A 20,637-nucleotide genomic window follows, 5' to 3' on the forward strand; every position below is an offset into this window, starting at 1 on the left:
AAATAAAAGGGTGGATGTCGCAGGCGGATTAACGCTGCGACATCCACGTTCTATCAGAAGCTGTATTTCACCCCCACCATGGCCGAGGCATCGCTGTAACCTTTATCCCCCACCTGGACGCCCACATTGCCCCACAGATTGAGCCGTGAGTTAAGCTGCCCTTCCACACCGGTTTTAATTTCCCCGATATTTCTGGCACCGCTTTGCGTCAGGCTCACGCCATCCATACGCGTACCGAAGCTCTGGGTGTTATGTATCCAGTTCACTTCGACAAACGGCTGGAAGGTACGGCCCTTGCCGTCATCGATTTTATTGTGCCCTTTCAGGTAAGTGCGCACACCCAGACGGGTCTGAACGTTGCCGTCGCCTTCACCACTGACGCGTGTGCCGTTGCTTTCACGGTGGTCATCAGCTTCAACACCCATCCAGATGGCCTGCGCCTGCGGCTGGATAAACCATTCATTCAGCGAACCCTGGCTGCCAGCAAATTCACCCAGTTTATGCGTATAACCCATCTCCAGCGACGCCGTGATACCGCTGGATTTGTAGGACTCACCCTTAATGTCCTGGCCATTCACATCGTTGTTGAACCAGCCGTACTGCGCCCAGCTGTCCACATACGCGCCCTGACGGGTTTCATCATTCTGATACCAGGTGGCATACAGCCCGGCACTGTAACCATCCACCGACCCTTCGGCACGGTATCCGGTCACACTCGAGCGGCTTTTACTGCTGCTGGTCCCGTAACCCGCCATCACCCCGAGGTGCAGGCGTTGCAGGCCATCCGGGCTCCACTGGGCGATATCACCACCCAGTTGCGTGACGTAACGGTTGCTCTGGGTTTCGATTTGCCCGCTGCTGTCTTTCCAGCGGTTTTGCCCGCCAAGCTGGCGCAACCACATGCTCGTTACTTTCTGCTCGCCCGTCAGCGCATCGGTGTACTGCGTTTCACCCAGGCGGTCATGCAGGCTGGTGATAAACATAGTGTTGGCTGCCGCCAGATTAGCGGTGTAAGCCGCCGCTTCCGGACGCACCGTCGGCTGGCCTTTTTTCTCAGGCTCTGGTGATGGTTCGCCTGGCTTCGCAGGCTCTGGCGGTTTCGCCGTGGTATCCAGGCTGGTGAGGAACCAGTCAGCGCCTTTTTTCACCAGGCTATAATCATACGCCCCAGCGACAATACGCCCGGATTTGGTGAACGTCCCGTCAGACTGACCTTTCACTTCCACCACGCGGATCCCTTCCACCGTCTGCGCGCCGCTGCCACCCGCATTGTTGACCTTCATAAAGGTGTTGCCGCTGGTATTGCCGTTCACCAGCAGTTTATCGGTGACTGAGTTGTCACCCCCCAGCACGGTGTTCAGCACCAGAGTGCCACCCTGGCCGTTCCAGTTGTTCGCCGTCAGCGTGCGGCCTGCGGCCATTGGCGTGCTGCCCGGTGCCACATAATTCAGCGTACCCGCAAGGTTAACGTCATCAACCAGCGAATCCGCCGTCATGTTCCAGGTACTGGCGCTATCGATGTTCACATCCGTCGGATCAATCCAGCCGGTCAGGCTGGCACCGTTGCGCAGCGACAACGCGGTGTTGTCTTTGGCAATGATGTTACTGACCAGTTGCGCACCGCCCTGTGAGCCGTCGAGCGTCAGCTCGCCCTCATCAATCAGGGTGTTACCCGTCCAGTCGGTTTTACCGGTCATCACCACTTCACCGGCACCGCGTTTAACGACTTCGCCCGTGCCTTTGATGGTGTTATCCATCGTGCCGGTTGCGCCATCCAGCACCAGTTTACCGGTGCTGGTGATTTCGCTGCTGCCCAGACCGTCAACATGATTGAGGCTGACCGTCGCGCCAGTGGCGACAGTCGTTGCCGCCGTCAGCCCATTGTTCGCACCCTGCACATCAAGCGTGCCGCCATTGACGTTGAGTTTGCCGCCACCCGCTAGTGTGCCTGCCGAAGTGCCGCCATTGCTGAGGTCCAGCGTACCGCCATTGAGATTCAGGGTCGAACCCGTTTCACCGTTCAGCGCGCCGAGTGTCTGGGTTTTGCCGTTCAGATCGAACGCACTTGCGCTCGCCAGGTTTAACTTGCTGGTCTGGCCCAGCGCGTTATCACTGCCCGCCTGCAACGTTCCCGAATTAACGCTGGTTTCACCGCTGTAATCGTTGGTGATGTTAGTCAGCGACAGCAGGCCGCCACGGGCGTCGATAGCCAGATTACCGCTGCCGGTGATTTTCGCCGACATGTCCGCTGAAGCGCCGTTCGCCGCCGTATCCTGCGCCAGCGTCAGCGTCTGGTCTGCCTGCAGATCCAGCTTCGTCAGGCCGTAGTTCACATACAGACCATCGCTCTGCGCGCCGGACGTCAGACGGTAGTCATAGGTCCCTTTCGCCACGGTATTGCCGTTCTGGCTGACGTCAATCTCACGTGCCGCCGTGATTTTCACACCGTTCTGATCCACCAGATCCAGGGCGCCGCCGCTACCGGTGACCGCGCCGGATCTGACCAGTTGCACGCCGGTTTCGCCCTCATCCTGCATCAACAGATTAGTGGCATTCGGCGTGTCCGGCGCGCTGGCGGTCAGCGGCTCCGGCAGTTTCACCATCACGGTGCCGGTGCGGTTGATGTCCAGCGCACCCGCGGTGATCAGGCTGGTTGCCACACGCTGGTCCGGTGCCGTGGCGTTGAACCTCAGGGTGCCGCCATTCAGCGTTAACCCGCCAATCTGCTGATCGCCGTCACCCACCGTGGTCACGTTGCCAGTACCGACCTGTAATGTCGCACGAGTTAATGCTGTGGTGTTGTCGCCTGTCAGATCAAAGGTGTTGTTGGTCAGGTTTGCGGTACCGGCAAAGTTTGCGCCCGCACCGCTGCCGAAGCTGAACGCATTCCCGTTGTTTGAGGCATTCAGGGTGCCCGTTCCGGTCAGCACGTTGTCAAAGCTGAACGCTCCGGTGGTCTGTGCATTAACGATGCCGCTGACGGCAATGTCCACGCTGCCGCTGCCCAGATTGGTGGTGCTGCTGGTTGTGGCACTGTCCACCGCCAGCGTGCCGCTGTCGGTCACATTCCAGTTGCCGGTGTACGCGGAGTTATCCGCCGTGACGGTCGCCTGCGCGCCGCTCACGGTGGTGGCTCCGGCACCCGCCAGCTGGTTATCAAAGACACTGGCTGTAGCGAGTGCCAGCTCAAGCCCGGCTGCCGCGTCAACATTCACCACGCCCGTTCCTGCACCATCGGCGTCGGTCAGTTTCAGCATTCCAGCAGAAATCGTCGTACCGCCACTGTAAGTGTTGGCGTGAGCGATGGTCAGCATGCCACTGCCGTTTTTAGTGACGTCACCGCTACCGCTAATCGCGTTATCCAGCGTCCAGTCCGTCGCAGTGTCGACATTAAAGGTACCGGCATTGTTGATAGCCGCCGTACCCAGATTCGCCGCTTGCGTGGCGGTCAGACGGGTAGCAGCATCGGTGTTCCAGCTTCCTGACAGGGTGTTAATACCCGCCAGTGTTACATCGGCGGCGTTGCTCAGTTGCACCGCACCCGCACCGTTGATGACGTTGTCCAGCGCGCCGGTGACTGCATCCACCGCCAGCGTACCAGCGGTGGTAATCTCGCTGCTGCCCAGACCGTCGACATCGTTGATCTTCACCATCGCGCCGCTGGCGATCGCGGTTGCCGCCGTCAGGTCAGTATTCGCGCCCTGCACAGCGAGCGTGCCGCCGTTAACGTTCAGTTGTCCGGCACCGGTCAGTGCGCCTGCGGAAGTGCCGCCGTTGCTGAGATTCAGCGTGCCGTTGTTGATATTTAGCGTTGAACCCGCGAGATCGTTCAACTCGCCAAGGGTTTGCGTCATGCCGTTAAGATCGAATGTGGTGGTATCCGCGAGATTCAGCTTACTGGACTGACCCAGCGCGTTATCAGATTCAGAGCGTAACGAGCCACTGATCACGCTGGTTTCTCCGCTGTAGTCGTTGGTGACGTTAGACAGCGACACCACGCCATCACGGGCGTCAATGGCCAGGTTACCGCTGCCGGTGACTTTGGCAGACATATCAGCAGAAACGCTGCTGGCACCGGTATCTTCAGCCAGGGTCAGCGTCTGGCCCGCGTACAGATCCAGTTGCTTCAGACCGTAGTTCACATACAAGCCATTGTTCTGAGTGCTGGAGGTCAGACGGTAGTCGTAGGTCGCCTGTGCCACATTTTGGTTATTCTGGTTGATATCGAGCTGGCGTGCCGCCGTGATGACCCGCTGGTTCTGGTCGGTCAATACGATGGCACCACCGCTACCGGTTACGCTGCTGGCGCTGACCAGTTGAACGCCAACGTTCGCCTCATCCTGCATCAGCAAGTTGGTGGTATTTGGTGTATCTGGCGGGCTCGGTGTAAACGGCTGCGGCAGGCTCAGGCGCACCGTACCGGTATGGTTGATTTCCAGCGTCCCGGCAGTAATCAGGCTATCCGCGATAATCTGCTCCGGTGCGTTAGCGTTGAACTGCATGGTGCCGTTGTTCAGAGTCAGCCCGCCAATCTGCTGGTTACCATCGCCCACCGTGGTCACGTTACCGGTGCCCACTTTCAGCGTGGCGCGGGTCAGTGCGGTGGTGTTGTCAGCGGAAAGATCAAAGGTGTTGTTGGTCAGATTCGCGGTTCCGGCAAAGTTTGCGCCCACACCGCTGCCGAAGTTAAACGCATTGCCGCCACTGGTAGCATTCAGCGTGCCGCTTCCGGTCAGCAGGTTGTTGAAGCTGAACGCGCCGTTGGTCAGAGCATTAACAGTGCCACCCGCGGCAATAGCCACGCCGCCCGTTCCCAGATTAGTGGTGCTGCTGGTCGCAGAATTCGGCAGTGCCAGTGTGCCGCTACCGGTCACATTCCAGTTACCAGTGTAGGCGGCGTTATTCGCCGTGATGGTCGCCTGCGCGCCGCTGACCGTGGTGGTTCCGGCACCGGCAAGCTGGTTATCGAAGACACTGGCCGTGGCAAGCGCCAGCTCAAGCCCCGCTGCGGTATCGATATTCACCACGCCCGTTCCTGCACCGTCGGTGTGGGTCAGTTTCAGCACTCCACCTGAAATCGTGGTGTTGCCGCTGTACGTATTGGCGTGGGCGATGGTCAGCGTACCGCTGCCTTTTTTGGTCACGGCACCAGTACCATTGATCGCGTTATTAAGCGTCCAGTCGGTGGTGGTATCGACATTAAAGGTCCCGCTATTGTTGATAACCGCCGTCCCCAGATTCGCCGCTACCGTGGCGGTCAGACGAGTACCTGCCGCCGTGTTCCAGCTCCCCAACAGCGTGTTAATACCCGCCAGCGTGACATCGGCGGCATTTCTCAGCTGCACCGCGCCCGCGCCGTTGATGACGTTATCCAGCGAGCCGGTAGCCGCGTCCACCACCAGCGTACCGGCGGTGGTAATCGCACCGCTGCCCAGGCTGTCGACATTATTGATCTTAACGGTAGCGCCGGTCGCAATCGCCGTTGCCACCGTCAGGCCAGTGTTCGCGCCCAGCACATCAAGCGTTCCGCCGTTAACGTTCAGTTGTCCGGCACCGGTCAAGACACCTGCCGACACTCCGCCATTACTGAGATTCAGCGTGCCGCTGTTGATATTTAGCGTTGAACCCGCGAGGCCATTCAGCGCACCGATAGTCTGCGTTTTACCGTTGAGATCAAACGTGGTGGTATCCGCGAGATTTAACTTGCTGGTGTGACCCAGCGCGTTATCACTGCCCGCCTGCAACGTGCCGCTGGTGACACTGGTTTCACCGGTATAGTCGTTGGTGGCGTTAGACAGCGACACCACACCGTTACCCGCGTCAATCGCCAGGCTACCGCTACCGGTGAGTTTGGCAGACATATCAGTAGACGTGCCGTTGGCACCGCTATTCTGCGCCAGCGTCAGCGTCTGACCGGACTGCAACGCCAGCTGGCTCAGGCGGTAAGTGGCGTACAATCCGTCCACGGTGCTGCTGCCTGCGGCGCGGGTTGCCAGCCCGTAGGAATAGCTACCCACCGCCACGGTGTTGCCGCCCTGAACGATGCTGGATGTGCCGCTGGTCAGCACATTACCGGCCTGATCCTTCAGCACCAGGTTGCCTTCAGAGCCTGTCACCGAAGTGGCAGAAATCAGCTGTTGGGTGGTGCCTTCGTCCTGCACCAGCAGATTACCGGAAGTACCGGCGTTTTGCGGGTCAAGCTGAACATTGCCTGAGGTCAGTGCCAGTGCACCCGTTGCCACGGTGCCGGTCGGCAGATTCGCGAACGCCAGGGTGCCGCCGTTGAAGGCCAGGTTGCCCACAGCCTGGCTGCCTGCGCCCACGGTGGTAACGTTACCTGTATTCATGTTCAGCGTGGCGCGGGTCAACGCGGTGGTGTTATTGCCGGACAACGCGAAGCTGTTGTTGGTCAGATTGACGACCCCAGCGAAGTTAGCACCCACTCCGCTGCCGAAGCTGAACGCCTGCCCACCGTTAGAGGCATTCAGCGTGCCACTACCGGTCAGCGCGTTGTTAAAGCTGAATGCACCGGTGGTTTGAGTATTGACGATACCGCCTGCGGCAATAACTACCGCGCCAGTTCCTAGATTGTTGGTGCTGCTGGTTGCGCTGCCAGGGAGTGCCAGAGTGCCGCTACTGGTCACGTTCCAGCTGCCGGTATAAGCCGCGTTATTCGCGGTGATGGTGGCCTGCGCCCCGCTAACCGTGGTGGTGCCGACACCGGCCAGCACGTTATCAAAGACACTGGCGGAGGCTAGCGCCAGTTCAAGGCCAGCCGCCGCGTTAATATTAACGGTGCCTGAACCCGCGCCATCGGTGTTGGTCAGTTTCAGCGAGCCACCAGAAATGGTGGTGCCGCCGCTCCAGGTGTTGGCTGTAGTCAACAGCAATGTGCCAGCATCCGCTTTATTCAGCGCACCGGTACCCGAAATAATGCCATTCATGGTCAGCGTGGTGCCGCTATCAACATCGAACGTCGCCGAACCAGCATTGATCGTCGCACTTCGATCGGACGTCATCGTGGTGGTAGTTTCCAGTGATCCACCATTGAAGGTTAATGCGCCAGTGGCCGCGCCAAGGCCGGCATCGCTGGATACCTGGATTTTACCCGCGTTGAAGTTGGTACCGCCGCTGTAAGTATTAGTTCCTGCCAGCACTAAGGTACCGCTGTCGATTTTGGTCAACGCACCGCTGCCACTGACAGCGCCGTTCAGCGTCAGTGTGGTGCCGCCGTCAACGTCAAGCGTTGCGCCGCCAGTATTGAGGGAGGTCGCCCGGGCGGACGCCATAGTGGCGGTAGTTTCCAGTGTTCCGCCAGTGATACTGAGCGCGCCACTCGCCGCGCCAAGACCGCTGTCGCTGGAGATGCTTACCGTACCGCCGTTGATGTCGGTACCGCCGCTATACGTATTCGTGCCACTCAACACCAGTTTACCGGCATCGGTTTTGGTCAGTTTGCCTGCACCACCGATGGCACCACTCAGAGTCAGTGTCTGGCTTGGGTCGACATTGAACGTTCCACCCTTGGTATTGAGCGTGGTTGTGCGAGCGGTAGCGAATGTGCTGGTGCTTTCCAGCGTACCGCCATTCAGGCTTAATGCGCCCGCCGCCGCGCCGAGGTTACTGTCACTGGAAACACGCAGCGTCCCGTCGTCAATTGCCGTGCCGCCGCTGTAGGTGTTATTCCCCGTCAGCACCAGCGTGCCTTTATCGGTTTTAGTGAGTCGGGTACTGCCTTGCAGAACCGAGCCAATCGTCGCGGTGTAGTTGGCTCCGAGATCGCTATGGTCACCGACGCTTATCGTGGTGCTGTTGGTCCCGGATGCCGTCTGAAGCAGGTCTATCGCCCCGCCCACCAGTGAGTACCCACTAACCGCGAACTGTAAGCCACTCGCTGATATAGCACCGAAACTGTTGTCCACCGTCACGGTCGCAGGCGTTCCCTGGAAAATAACGAATGAGGTCGGGGTGTAGCTTGAGTTAACTGAACTGCTGGCGTTACCCCAGGACTGGTTCGCCAGATTGCGGTTCCAGATACCGGCCCCGCCATCTGCCGCGCCGTTGTTGTAGTTGGCCGAGTTACTGCCGTCCCACACTGCAGTGAGAATACCAGTGGTATTAATCAGGTTGATTTGCCCCGGAACTCCGGTTTGCAGTGCAACAGTCGTTGACGGTGGCATGTTGCCCAGCGCCAGACCGTTGTTGGTCAGCGTGCCGTCATAGTTGAAGATACGGTAGATACCCGGATCGAAAGTACCGCCGGTTGGGATAGTCACGTCCAGACGACCGTCGAGCGTCAGATTGCCGCCCACGTTGGTCAGGCTATTTTGCGCCACACCGTTCACCGAACCGAAGGTATAACGCAGGATAGAGGTGCCATTGAGGGCAAGATTGCCCTTCACGGTTAAAGTGCCGCCAGTGCCACTGGTGCTGCCCGGTGTCAGAATACCGTCATTAGCGATGGTGACATTACCGCCAATAGTGCCGGTGCCGCCCAATACCGCATTGGCGGCGACGGTGGTCGCGCCGGTGGCAGCCGTTTGATCGCCATTCACAATCAGCCCACCCGTCGATACCGTGGTGGCCCCTTTGTAGCTGTTGTTGCCGGTCAGGATGGTGTAACCCGAGCCGTTTTGCTGCAGGCCGCCAGTACCAGAAATGGTATTAGCAAAGGTCACGTTGTCGCTGCGGTTAAAGGCCAGCGTGCCGTTGTTGATGACATTGTCGGTAATGGAACCCGTTGTGCCGCCATTGCCGAGCTGCAAGGTACCGGAATCAATCGTGGTATCACCCGCATTGGTACTGCTGCCGGTCAGCACCGTGGTGCCGGTGCCGCTCTGGTGAATGGTGCCGCTGCCGGTTATCGCGCCCGCGTAGGTATAAACGTCGCTACGCTTGAACGTTAAGTTGGCATTATTGACGATGTCTCCGGCAATCGCTCCTCCGGCCCCGCCATTGCCGAGCTGCAAGGTGCCCGCAGTGATGGTGGTACCGCCAGTATGAGTACTGTTGTTGGCGAGGATCAAGGTGCCGCTGCCTTGCTGTTCCATCGAACCTTCACCAGAAATCGCACCGCTATATATCGAGGTATCACTGCGATTAAAGACCAGTTCGGCACCAGCAGAAACTTGTGACGGTGCCGCCCCAATGGTTCCACGTGTACCACCATCGCCAACCACCAGCGTACCTTGCCGCACACGCACAGCATAACTGTTGCCGTTTCCATAGACGGTATTCGCCAGCACCATAGTACCGGCACCTTGTTTAGCAAAACCGTTCGTTGTGTGGTAACCACCGACGTTATTGATGTTACCCGTCAGCGTTAATGTGGTATCGGCATCCGTAATGAAGTTGAGCGATTGTTGATTATTGCTATTTCCATAAAACGATGTCTCACCTAAATCAATGTTATTTGCCAGCGTCATGGTGGCCGTGGTGCGCAAATTGCCGCCGCCGCCATAAGAGATATCAGACGCCTGTCCGGTGATTTTACCGGTACCGAGGGCATTGGCTGAGCTAATCACCAGGGTGGCGTAATCGGTCAGCAACGTGCCGCCGCTATAAGAATTGTTGGTGCCGTTGATGAAAGTCGATCCACTACCGTGGAACCTGAGCAGCCCGGTTCCAGTGATGTGGCTGTTGATCGTGCCACCGGAACTAATAATGATGCCGTTGCCCGCGCCCACGATGATGTCGCGCTCAAGCGTGGCACTGGTGCGCAGGTTGCCGCCATTGAACGTCAGAGTCCCTGACGCATCGCCAAAGTTGCTGTCCGATGCAACCCGCGTTTCCCCTCCCGCAAGAACGGTGCCGCCCGTATAAGTATTGGCTCCGGAAAGCGTCAGTGTGCCGGAGCGCCGCTCGACGACACCGCTGCCGGAGATCACACCCGCATAGGTGTATGCCGCGTTACGGTTAAAAATGAGCCTGCCGTTATTGGTGACGTTACCAGTAATCGTCCCGCCACCATTGGCAGCACCGTTGCCCAACTGCAGCGAACCAGCGTTGATCGTCGTGCCACCGCTGTAGGTGTGGTTGCCCGAAAGCACGGTGGTACCCGTGCCGTTTTGTGCCACTGAACCGGTGCCGGAAATCGCCCCATCGTAGGTAAGCGTGTCGCTACGGTTGAAGGCCAGCCCGCCAGGGGTGGTTACCGTCACCGCCCCTGTCCCCAACGTGCCTGTGGTGCCGCCATCGCCAATCTGCAAGGTGCCGGATGATATAGTTGTGGCACCGCTGTAAGTATTGGCACCGGTCAGGATCGTGGTCCCTGTGCCTGTCTGTTGAACCGCTCCACCACCGGAAATAATACCGCTGACGGTGGCTGTATCACTGCGCTTAAACGCGAGGTTGCTGTTGTTGAGCACATCACCAACAATCGAGCCAGAAGTGCCGCCATTACCGAGCTGCAAGGTGCCTGCGCTAACGGTTGTGCCGCCAGTGTAGGTATTGGCACCGGTGAGGATCAGCGTACCGCGGTCGGTTTTGGTTACTGCCGTACTGCCCTGTAGCACTGAACCGACGGTAGCAACATAGTTACTTCCTGCGGTGGTCCCATCACCCACACGGATGGTGGTTTGCCCTGAACCTGGCGTAGTTTCGGACAGGTTGATGGCATCGCCAGCGACGGTATAACCGCTGGTGGCAAACTGCATCCCCTCGGAGATCACCGCGCCAAGACTGTCATCCACCGTGACGGTGCCAGGTGTGCCCATGAATGCGGCGTAACCCTGGCTGTAAACCCCATTCGTCGTCCCCGCCGCATTAGACCAGTTACTGTTGGCCCCCGCTCCGCTGTTCCAGATCCCGGTGCCGCCATTCACGGCACCATTGTTCTGGGCAACATCCCAGAAACGCATATTGCCCAGCGAGTTGACCAGGTTGACCTGGCCATTAACTGAGGTCTGCAACTCAGTGTTCGCACCGGCTGGCATGGTTCCAATATTCAGGCCGTTGTCGGTCAGTGTCCCGGTATAACTGATGATGCGGTAAACACCTGCCCCGAAAGTCCCACCGGCGGTAGTGTTGACGTTCAGCGTGCCGTCCAGCGTCAGGTTGCCACCGACCACGGTCTGGTCGTTATATTGCCCGCCAACAACATCAGACTGCCCGAGGTTGTAGTTCAGAATCGAGCCGCCAGAAAGCAGCAGATTACGGCGAATCGTCAGTGTCCCCGCAGCGCCATCAGAAGATCCTGGTGCCAGAATGCCGCCGTCAGCAACCGTCACATCGCCGCCAATCGTACCGCCACCGCCGAGGGTGGCACCGGATTCGACCGTGGTCGCCCCGGTCGCGTTGGTCTGGTTACCGTTGATATACAACGAGCCTGCCGCGACGCGCGTAGTGCCGGTATAAGTGCTGTTGCCGGAGAGCGTGGTGCTGCCGCTGCCATTCTGGGTGAGCGTGCCGGCACCCGAGATCACGCCAGCATAGGAATAATCGCCGTTCTGGCTAAATGCCAGCGCGCTATTGTTGACAACATTGCCCGTTCCCAGCGAGCCGGTAGTGGTACTGCTGCCAACCTGCAACGTACCGCCATCAATGATCACACCACTGTTTGAGGAACTGGTTCCTGACAGAACTAAAGTACCGGTATTGGTTTTGCGCAATGCGGAGCCATTACCGTAGATATCGCCAGTGACGGTCAGTGTGGTAGAGGGAGCCACATCAACAATGGCACCGCCGGTGCTTAGCCCAATCTTGTTGATCGCGAAACTGCCGGTTGTTGCCAGGGTTCCGTTATTGAGGTTGACATCTTTCGCCGTCCCCAGATTACCCGCACTGGAAACGACTGCCCTGACACCGCCTCGCAGGTAGGTGGTGTTGGTGTAAGTATTCGAGCCATTCAGGTAAACCGTGCCGCCGGGAGTACCCGCACTGTTCAAGACCAGAGTGGCACCGCCGGAAATCGTGCCGTTCAGGTTCAGTGTCACACCATTAAAAGATTCAATGGTGGCGGCATTGCTCAGTACAACATTGCGCGAAGTGCTGAAGCTAGTCAGCGCACGCAGCACGCCACCGCTGACAAACCTGATATTTCCGGTTGCCGCGCCGAGGTTGGCATCGTTCGAAACTGACAGATAGCCGCCATAAATGTTTGTCCCGCCGGTATAGGTGTTAACCCCGGTCAGGATCACGTTCCCTGCATCAACGCCTAATGCACCTGCACCGGAAACGACGCCGCCCAACGTCAACGGATCGCCAGCATTCGCACTCCCAACGTAACCGTTAACACCGCTGTCGATGAGGATATTACGTGCCGTAGTGAATCCAGTGGAAGCACGGAAATTACTGCCCCCCGTGAAATGGATTTGGCTTGATGAGGCGCCGAGATTGCTGTCGCTGGCAACTTGCAGCAACCCACTGCGCATCAGCGTTTCACCGGTATAAGTATTGATGCCCGAAAGTATGGTGGTACCACCATTTTGCTGCACCGCACCGCTGCCGGAGATCACCCCCGCCTGGGTGTAAGTATTGTTATGGCTAAAGCTAAGTAAACCGTTGTTGGTGATATTGCCGGTAATTGAACCCGTTGCACCGCCGCCACCAATTTGCAGCGTACCTGCATTAATGGTGGTGCCACCACTATAGGTATTTGCGCCCGTGAGTATGGTGGTGCCGCTGCCGCTCTGCACCAGTTGCCCGGTACCGCTAATCGCCCCCGCATAGGTGTAGCTATTGCTGCGGTTGAAAGTCAGAGTGCCATTATTGGTGACCACACTGCTGCCCAGCACGCCCGTCGTGCCACCGTTGCCAATTTGCAGGGTGCCAGACGAAACGGTTGTTGTGCCGGTGTTAGTGTTCGCGCCGGTGAGGATCAACGTGCCAGCGCCATTTAAGGTGAGTGCACCAGTACCGCTCATCACGCCGCCAACGGTCGCCGTTGCACCCGATGCCACATTGATAATACCGCCGCCCTGAGCAAGCGCGACATTACGGGTACTAATGAAAGGCCCGCCGGTGATAGCCAGCGTGCCAAGAGATGACAAATTACCCAGAGTCAGTAAACCCGCCGCCGCCCCCAAACTACTATCCGAGGAGACTCGCAGAGTACTGTTATTGGTAATGGTGGTGCCGCCGCTATAAGTGTTAGTGCCGCCGAGCACCAGAATACCGCCGCCATTAATATCCACACGGCCAGTACCCGCGATAATAGAATTCACCGTGGCGGTGTTGCCGCTGCCGACATTAATCCCCATGGTGCCTGAAGCCGTATTCAGCGTCCCACCATTAATAATGTAACCATTGACGTTGAATAACAGATCCTGAACGGTTATCGGGTTAGTCACAGTGATGGTGCCCGCCGTGCCGCCAAACAAGGCGCTGTCCCCGGCCAGGTTGTTCCATGGCAGCATCACCGTGCCGTTGAACCATTCGCTATCGATCACATTCCAGGTTCCGCTTCCCCCGGAGCCTTGCCCGGTTGGGGACCATGTCACCGTTGAAGCATGCACCGTTCCGGACAATGCAAATATCGCCAGCACTACAACACCTGGGCCCGTTTTACTGCGAGAGCTTTTGCTGCGGCCTTTGGTCAACTCAGAGACGGCCATCCAGCATTGCTTTGCCACGCTCCATATAATGCGATAAACAGTGTTCATGATTTAATTCACTTTTCGAGTATTTATATTTGTCCGCAGGTCGCGTACTGAAATTAAAGAGATTCGTCAGAAGAAGCCGAGGGATGGGAGTGTTAGCTTGGTTTTTTGATCGCGCGTGCACACAATGCTGACACCGCTTATAACTTCTATTTTATATACCAATTTGATGTTTTTATTTTACCAAACGGTAATAACAAAAAAATAGCTTTCGCATTACGCAAATGCAAACGAGGTGAGTAATATTTTTTGCCAAACTAGCTACATCGCCAAAAGTACTGAACTTAACGCAAACTATTATTTCGCCATACAAAATGGCACTAAATACATAATAAGATAATAAATTAACACCACGCGAAGGTAAGATTTTATTGTATGAACAAAACACACAACCCGTTGATATAATTCACAAACATAGAATCTGCAACAAACCATGCTATGAGTTTAACTTTTTTCTTATCTTATTATCCAAGTCAGATAAATCCTACTAAAATGCCTACGTAAGAAGATATGATAGAATCATTTGTCGGCAATTTTATTTCAACGCCGTGATGTATTGCGATAACGTTACTGTTGCCTTAGACTCTAAAAAATCCAATCTTGTGAATTAACTCATTGAACACTCACGCCTCCGGGAGTATTACAGAGTGGCAGACAAGTATCTGAAAGAGAAGATAGAGATGAAATGGAATAAAAGTTTGCTGGTTAAGTTACCTCTTTGTATTGCGTTGTTGAGTATTGCTGGCTGCGATCAAATGGGTTTGAGCCAACAAAAAATTGCCTATGTGAATATGGCTAAAATTCTGGAAACGTCTCCAATAGGTAAGCAAGAACAAGAATGGGGCGAGAAAGTTAAAGATGTACTGGTTAAAGCCAGTACAGATGCCCAGGCAACCTACGCGAACATTCCTGCGGATCAACAACAGAAAGCCCGCGAAGCTGATGCTATGACCTTAAACCGCCAGTGGGATATCGAGCGCAGCAGTGCGCGGGTTAAAAGCGTGAAAGCCATTGTCGCAGTAGTTGAAACCTACCGTACTGGTAACAAAATCGACCTGGTTCTCGACAGTAGCCAGGTTGTGGCCTCTAATCCGGCTAACGACATCAGTCAGCAGATCATTACCCAACTTGCCAACACCAGGGTAGATTACGGCAAATTGCCGGAAGTTGTCGTCAATAAACAGATGGGCAAAACTGAGATTGAACCAAAAAGTATGGAGCCAAAATAAGCCCATAACATACAGCCGTCAGTGAATCGAATAACACTGGCGGCTGTTTAATTATTCATAATTAATAGATAGAAAATCACAACATTAGTTTTCAGTCACTTTTATTAAAAGTCACCGCATCTTTATTAGATGTCACTGGCTCCATAGTACAATCCGATTGGGGTTTCGAATTGACATTGGTCTTATCGCTATTGAATGAAGAAATATAGAGTTCGCTCTCATGCACCAGCTCTCTTCTTAGCAGAATGCACAATACCAATATCAGTGTCATGGCCGCAGGCAGTACATAAGTCATGAGCACTTTATACTTCTTCTTTATGGTCTGGATATCCTCCGCATCAATATCCATTGTTGAAATCGTGTTTAACGGTTCTTTATTCTGCTCGACCTGAATGTGATTTTTCGGCTGCGTGCTACTGTCTGTCGCTTGCGTCTGAGTATCTGTTTTCACAATATCAATACTCGACGACAAACATAACCCTTTACGAGGTACGGTTATTATGAGTTTTGGCTCGTACTTAATTTCAGAAAAGGAACGGCGCAGGTTCAGAATGCACTGATAAAAAGTGTTATAAGAAACATCGTTATGCGTATCTGGCCATGCAAATAAAAGGAATTCACTCTGGCTAATGACTCTGGATGGATTTTCCAACATAAGAATCAAACAGCGCGTACAGGTAGCATGCATCTTTTTCTTCTTATGTGTAAGAAGGTTATAGATACTTTTATCTTCCGGGTCAAAAACCACCATACCATCTATAATATACTTATCGCCAGGATTGGACATCCTTTAACCTCGTACTGTCAATTGGCACCTGCCAACTCGTATAAAGATTAACCAAAGCAAATTAACTTTTGCTTATAAAGCCATTAAATTTCATTTAACCAACGAGGATTAAATTTATCATGTAAGGATTTTTACTTTTTATATCAATGCACTAGCCATCATAACAAATGAATCACAATTTATACAAACACTTATTATGCTATTCGTCGATATACTACTTATGAGCTATTGTGATAAGAGGATTCCAAAAAAAATGCTCCATAAGATGATAATTAATATCATCAAAGCATTATAAATTTTCTAAACCACGAAGGAACTCCAGCCAACAGCGATAGAAAGTAGTCTTGCGCGATCTGATATAAATAAGTGATTTCAATAAGGGACAAATCCAGGGGAAAGCAGTGCTGGAAAAATGGAGTATTCATCACAATTCACAATAAAATAAGATACATAAGAACTACACAAACAGAAACACTTACCAAAATACAGCGTAACACAATGATCTAAAAGACATTTATTTCACACCTTACTCTGACGGCAGAAAAACTAAATCCTATTAACCTTTCTGCACTTTATGTTAAAAACAGACCATTTAGCGTAGAGTAAAGCTTGTACGGGATTAATATTTAATATGAATTGTTTTTAGATTTATTAACAGGAATGTTTTATGTCAGATTTGAACCCGCCAAAAGATAAAATATTCACCATAGACAATATAGTGATATTTGATCCTCATGCCCGGAGCTTATTCAACCAGCAGACAAATACCAGCAATACCCTGCATGCAACATGTACTCGCTGCCTTGTCCATTTACTGGAGCAACGTGGAAACATCGTTAGCTATGATGATTTGCTGTCTGTTATCTGGCCTGAAAACCATAAAAACATCTCATACAATACTTTTTACCAGTGTATCCTTAACTTAAGAAAAGCCTTTGTACACATTGGCTATAGCAATAAATTTATTATCACAGTACCTAAAAAAGGGCTGTGCATTGCATCAGAAACTGATGTGCAAAAGACAGAACGCAGCCTCTACGATTCAACACCCGTCGTCGCTACGGCTCTTCATGACGAGGAGCAAAGCAATGAGTCTGATGAAGAGCATGACGACGAGTTGTGTGAAATCCTGGTAGAAGGAAAGAATAAGAAAACAATCGCGGCAGTCCACAACACCGACAAAAAAAATAAAATTATCTGTGCTGTCTTAGCCATATTCTTTGTAAGCTCATTAGCCTACCTGTACTCTTTATTGAATGATGATTATTTCAGCGATTATACCGAATATACGTTGATAGATAACAAATGCAGCATCTACATCGACCCAGATACCTTCGATAAAGACAGAATTGATAGCATCCTCAAATCTGAAAATGCGATATGTAAGAGTAAGAGTATTATTTATCTCACTGCGCCAACAAACATAAGCCGGGTATCTGCTTTAGTTTGCAACAAAAAATTCAGTTATTTCTCTGAAGCCAGTTGTGTGTCGTACTATTATCCAATTTACCCACAGGTGCGAAAATGAAAAAAATCATCGCCGCAATGTCATTTGCTTACATCATAATTGCTTCAACGTTACTTGTTATGATTTACAACAAAAACCAAAAGACATCCAACTTCACCTGTGCGACTGATATTGTATTGACAAACAAGGATCGTGTTTTTTCTGGTCTTATTGATTTTAACGTCTCTCCGACTAGCGGTCTGGTGAATATTAATGGTTATTTTACTGCGCCAGATAAGAAAGAATACATGGTCAATCGTAGTATTATCTTCCAGGCCAGTCTGCAAGGTAATGCCCCAGTCTGGATGTCGAAAGAGATCTCGCTGGCCGTCGCAGATACAGCCCCGATAGAGCAACTGCGTGGGCTCGTTCCTCTGGTTTTTCTTGAACCATCGAGGATTGGCAACGTCGAAATCAAGAGACTGAACAAATCAGCTTACCTGCTGACAAAAGAAAACCTGCCTTATGCTTATTGTAAGTTTTAACTGCTAAATTTTAGGCCATGCTCCGCGAGTAACATCACTACTTTCCTCGCGGAGCATGGCCTTAGATATATTTTAAAAGCATCTTTTGAATCATTTTTAAATATTTAACTGCAAACATTAAAATCACGAAATTACGTCAATTAATAACCTTAAGTTAACCATCTTATATTCCATCACGTAAGGTGATATCGATTTAACGCTGTTGAATTTACATACTGCCGAGCCTATAACTAAATATTGACCGCTGTATTAGGCTTTTAATTTATGATTCAACTTATATCAACAGACCATTATTTCATTAATGGTTTCAGAGCATTACTGGACGATATTCCTGCGAGAATTATGCAGAACATGCCGTGCAACGGCAGGATGTGTATCGTCGATGTGTCGCACCCAGGCGCTCTGGATCACTTAGCAAAAAATAACTATTGTCATTTCATCTATGTGGTAAAAAATGACAAGGTTCATGGCATTATTCCATCCCTTCAGTCGCCCTCTCATGATTACACGATCATTAATCGTAAAGCGCCGTACAGACATATAAAAGAACGCCTGCTCAGGACGCTGACGGCAATCATGAGAAAAGAGTGTTTTATGACGGGTGTATCAATGAGTCACCGCAACAAAGCCACTTCTCGTGAATTGCAAATCATTGAGTATGTTGAAACAGGATTAAGCACCAAAGAGATTAAGGACATACTGAAGATTGACTGCAAATCAGTCTATGCTCATCGCCGGTCATTTATGCTCAAAGCCAACGCCCACAGTATTGGAAGACTGTTCTTTGCGTTATCAGAAGTCAGGACTATCGCCAGCATTATGGAGCTTCAGACCAAAATTGAGCCGTCACGTAATGATGAAACCTATTATTGCCGGCGGATAGTACCGGTGGTAAGTGATAAGAAAGTGATACCACTCAACTCCGCTCTTCAACCAGGGCAAAAAGCCTGTTGCTCAGCAAAGGGATAACTTTAGCTAGTGCTCCCTGATTTGCACCGAATTGTCGAGCCGCCTGATAGCAGGCGTGAAACTTGCGGCAACGGTTGCTATCACCACTGCCAGGGCTGAAACCAGTAAGACTCTGGAGTTTCCGTAGTGCATCGCCAGCGGGCCCGCTGCAAGCTCGCCAATCGGAATCGCCACGAAGGAACCTAGCGCGTCATAAGCATACACACGTGCCAGTTTCTCCGGTGGGATATGGGTTTGCAAAGATTGCGCCCAGACCACGCCGAACAACCCAAAACCGACTCCGGCAACAAAGAACGCCGCCATCAGTAGTGCCGTCGATGGTAGTAGCGCCAGAATAACAATCGGCCCGGCGCAAAATATCACCAGCATGGTGCCGATCAATAAATCGCGCCGTGGCCGCCAGCGCAGAGCAATAAAGGAACCGACGATCAAGCCAACGCTTTGCGCAGCAATCGCCATTCCCCAGCCCGCCCGGCCAAATGTGGAATCCGCCACGACCGGGCCGAGCACCATCATCACACCGCTAAATGCCGCATTAACAATGGTAAATTGCACCACGATGGCCCAGACCCAGGTGCGCGAAATGAACTCGGTCCAGCCATCTTTTAAATCCTGAAGAATATTAGATTGCGAACCTTGTGGCTGGGCGAAGCTGGTGCGAATCATCAGGTAAAGAGGTGCCGATGCGGCAAATCCTACGGCATCCACCATCAGGCCCCATCCAGGACCTGTCAGACTGGTGAGAACGCCACCTAACGACGCCCCAATCACCGTCCCGCCGTAGATACCCAACTGAATAAAAGCATTGGCTTCACGCAGACTGTGCACCGGCACAGTTTGTGGAACCATGGATTGTGAAGCGGGCAATGAGGTCCCTGCCGCCGCACCATTTATTGCGCCCAGCACCGCCAGCAACATGATTGTTGCTGAGCCATCCAGCACCAAACAGGCAGCGATCGCCTGAGATATTGCGGCGATAACCGATGAATAGAGCAGAACTTTGCTTCTGGAATAGCGATCGGCAAGCACCCCGCCAATCAGCAAGAAAGCGACGTTAAAGATTGAACGTGCGGCAATAACAATCCCCAAATCGGCCGCCGTTCCGCCCATATCCAGCACCGCGAAAGCCAGAGCAATCGGTGCAATTCCATTGCCCAGAACGGTCAATAGACGAGCAAAAAACAAATGGCGAAACGCAGCGTAGTGAAATGCCCGCCTGGAATGTATCGCTGCCGACACTTTATCCACCTTAATTGCCCGCCAATGTAGAGTGACAATAAAGTTGTATACTTAAAATTGAAAATAACATTAAAGTTGCATACTTAATCTTGGGATACAGGTAAAGGTCAACCTGGATTTTACAACGTGCATAACTGTTTGTCCCAAATCCTGCCGACCATTCCATATCTGGGCCCGCTTGCAGAAGGAAAATATCCTACATCATAAAAAAACAGCATATTACCTGTTAAGAATCAGCGCCCTATATTGCTAAGCTTTCATCTGGCACATGAATAAGACTGAGGTTTTTGATCATATTAAAATCATCTACATGCATATTTTGTTCTAAAATTATGACCGTGGTGTTTGAAAAATTGATCGCTAAGAAGCGATTTCCAATACCCTTCCCTTTATGATGACCTATACGGGAAAAATCTTCCCATGCAACAAATGTTTGTTTAAGGTCAAAGAGTCGGTATTGAGCATCGTAGAGATTGAAAGTGAGCCCTTCTTTATAGATGTCAATGTAAAAACCATCCTGACCAGCTTCAGCTATTTTCATGCGCTCAAGTTTGGCCGCTTTGCCTGCTTGTATATATGCATATATTATTCCGGCCAAAGTTAGCAGAACTAATAATATTAGCAGTATGCTGATGATATTTTCTTCCAAAGAGTTACTTGGTGAAGGCGGGATCTGCATAATTCCACTGAATCCCATAAGAGGAAGTATCAGCAGAAATATGAACCCGGTTTGTTGGCTACTAATGTTCTGATGGAATGCACAGCGCCGGATAAACTCGTTCGGATTTTCTTTCATTACGAACACTCTCAATAAATACAGGGA

8 protein-coding genes are annotated in these 20,637 nt (G+C 52.5%); 4 read left to right on the top strand and 4 right to left on the bottom strand.

What is annotated here, in order from left to right; all coding sequences use genetic code 11:
* Nucleotides 1-53: 53 nt before the first annotated feature.
* A complete protein-coding gene (locus EC843_RS09715; RefSeq protein WP_133522163.1) occupies nucleotides 54-13,601 on the bottom strand; it encodes an autotransporter outer membrane beta-barrel domain-containing protein in 13,548 nt (4,515 codons plus the stop codon).
* A gap of 644 nt (nucleotides 13,602-14,245) precedes the next feature.
* Here EC843_RS09715 and EC843_RS09720 point away from each other — a divergent pair.
* Nucleotides 14,246-14,827 carry an OmpH family outer membrane protein gene (locus EC843_RS09720; protein WP_133522164.1) on the top strand — a complete coding sequence of 194 codons (582 nt, stop codon included), beginning with the start codon at nucleotides 14,246-14,248 and terminating at the stop codon, nucleotides 14,825-14,827.
* A gap of 91 nt (nucleotides 14,828-14,918) precedes the next feature.
* Here the strand turns inward: EC843_RS09720 and EC843_RS09725 are convergent, their stop codons facing one another.
* Nucleotides 14,919-15,614 carry a winged helix-turn-helix domain-containing protein gene (locus EC843_RS09725; RefSeq protein WP_133522165.1) on the bottom strand — a complete coding sequence of 232 codons (696 nt, stop codon included), beginning with the start codon at nucleotides 15,612-15,614 and terminating at the stop codon, nucleotides 14,919-14,921.
* Nucleotides 15,615-16,281: 667 nt separating this feature from the next.
* Here EC843_RS09725 and EC843_RS09730 point away from each other — a divergent pair.
* The 3 genes from EC843_RS09730 (at nucleotide 16,282) to EC843_RS09740 (ending at nucleotide 18,575) form a co-directional block, all read left to right on the top strand.
* Nucleotides 16,282-17,142, top strand: coding sequence for a winged helix-turn-helix domain-containing protein (locus EC843_RS09730; RefSeq protein ID WP_064542277.1), 861 nt, complete (start codon nucleotides 16,282-16,284; stop codon nucleotides 17,140-17,142).
* The gene (locus EC843_RS09735; protein WP_064542274.1) at nucleotides 17,139-17,606 is read left to right on the top strand and encodes a hypothetical protein; all 468 of its coding nucleotides are present in this window, start codon (nucleotides 17,139-17,141) and stop codon (nucleotides 17,604-17,606) included. The genes EC843_RS09730 and EC843_RS09735 overlap by 4 nt, the downstream gene beginning before the upstream one ends.
* Nucleotides 17,607-17,870: 264 nt before the next feature.
* Entirely contained in the window at nucleotides 17,871-18,575 is a 705-nt protein-coding gene (locus EC843_RS09740; protein ID WP_064542271.1) for a LuxR C-terminal-related transcriptional regulator, read from the top strand.
* 6 nt (nucleotides 18,576-18,581) lie between these two features.
* Here the strand turns inward: EC843_RS09740 and EC843_RS09745 are convergent, their stop codons facing one another.
* Both EC843_RS09745 and EC843_RS09750 read right to left on the bottom strand, forming a co-directional pair.
* Nucleotides 18,582-19,814 carry an MFS transporter gene (locus tag EC843_RS09745; RefSeq protein ID WP_232886991.1) on the bottom strand — a complete coding sequence of 411 codons (1,233 nt, stop codon included), beginning with the start codon at nucleotides 19,812-19,814 and terminating at the stop codon, nucleotides 18,582-18,584.
* Nucleotides 19,815-20,055: 241 nt separating this feature from the next.
* On the bottom strand, nucleotides 20,056-20,610 hold the full coding sequence (locus tag EC843_RS09750) for a hypothetical protein (RefSeq protein ID WP_064542544.1): 555 nt from the start codon (nucleotides 20,608-20,610) through the stop codon (nucleotides 20,056-20,058).
* Nucleotides 20,611-20,637: the final 27 nt, after the last annotated feature.

The sequence above is a fragment of the Buttiauxella sp. JUb87 genome, assembly GCF_004361975.1.
In the GTDB taxonomy this organism is placed as follows: Bacteria; Pseudomonadota; Gammaproteobacteria; order Enterobacterales; family Enterobacteriaceae; genus Buttiauxella; species Buttiauxella ferragutiae.

Coding starts and splice junctions, on each gene's coding strand:
- EC843_RS09730 (WP_064542277.1), top strand. CDS start 16,282: ATGTCAGATTTGAACCCGCCAAAAGATAAAATATTCACCATAGACAAT.
- EC843_RS09725 (WP_133522165.1), bottom strand. CDS start 15,614: ATGTCCAATCCTGGCGATAAGTATATTATAGATGGTATGGTGGTTTTT.
- EC843_RS09715 (WP_133522163.1), bottom strand. CDS start 13,601: ATGAACACTGTTTATCGCATTATATGGAGCGTGGCAAAGCAATGCTGG.
- EC843_RS09735 (WP_064542274.1), top strand. CDS start 17,139: ATGAAAAAAATCATCGCCGCAATGTCATTTGCTTACATCATAATTGCT.
- EC843_RS09740 (WP_064542271.1), top strand. CDS start 17,871: ATGATTCAACTTATATCAACAGACCATTATTTCATTAATGGTTTCAGA.
- EC843_RS09750 (WP_064542544.1), bottom strand. CDS start 20,610: ATGAAAGAAAATCCGAACGAGTTTATCCGGCGCTGTGCATTCCATCAG.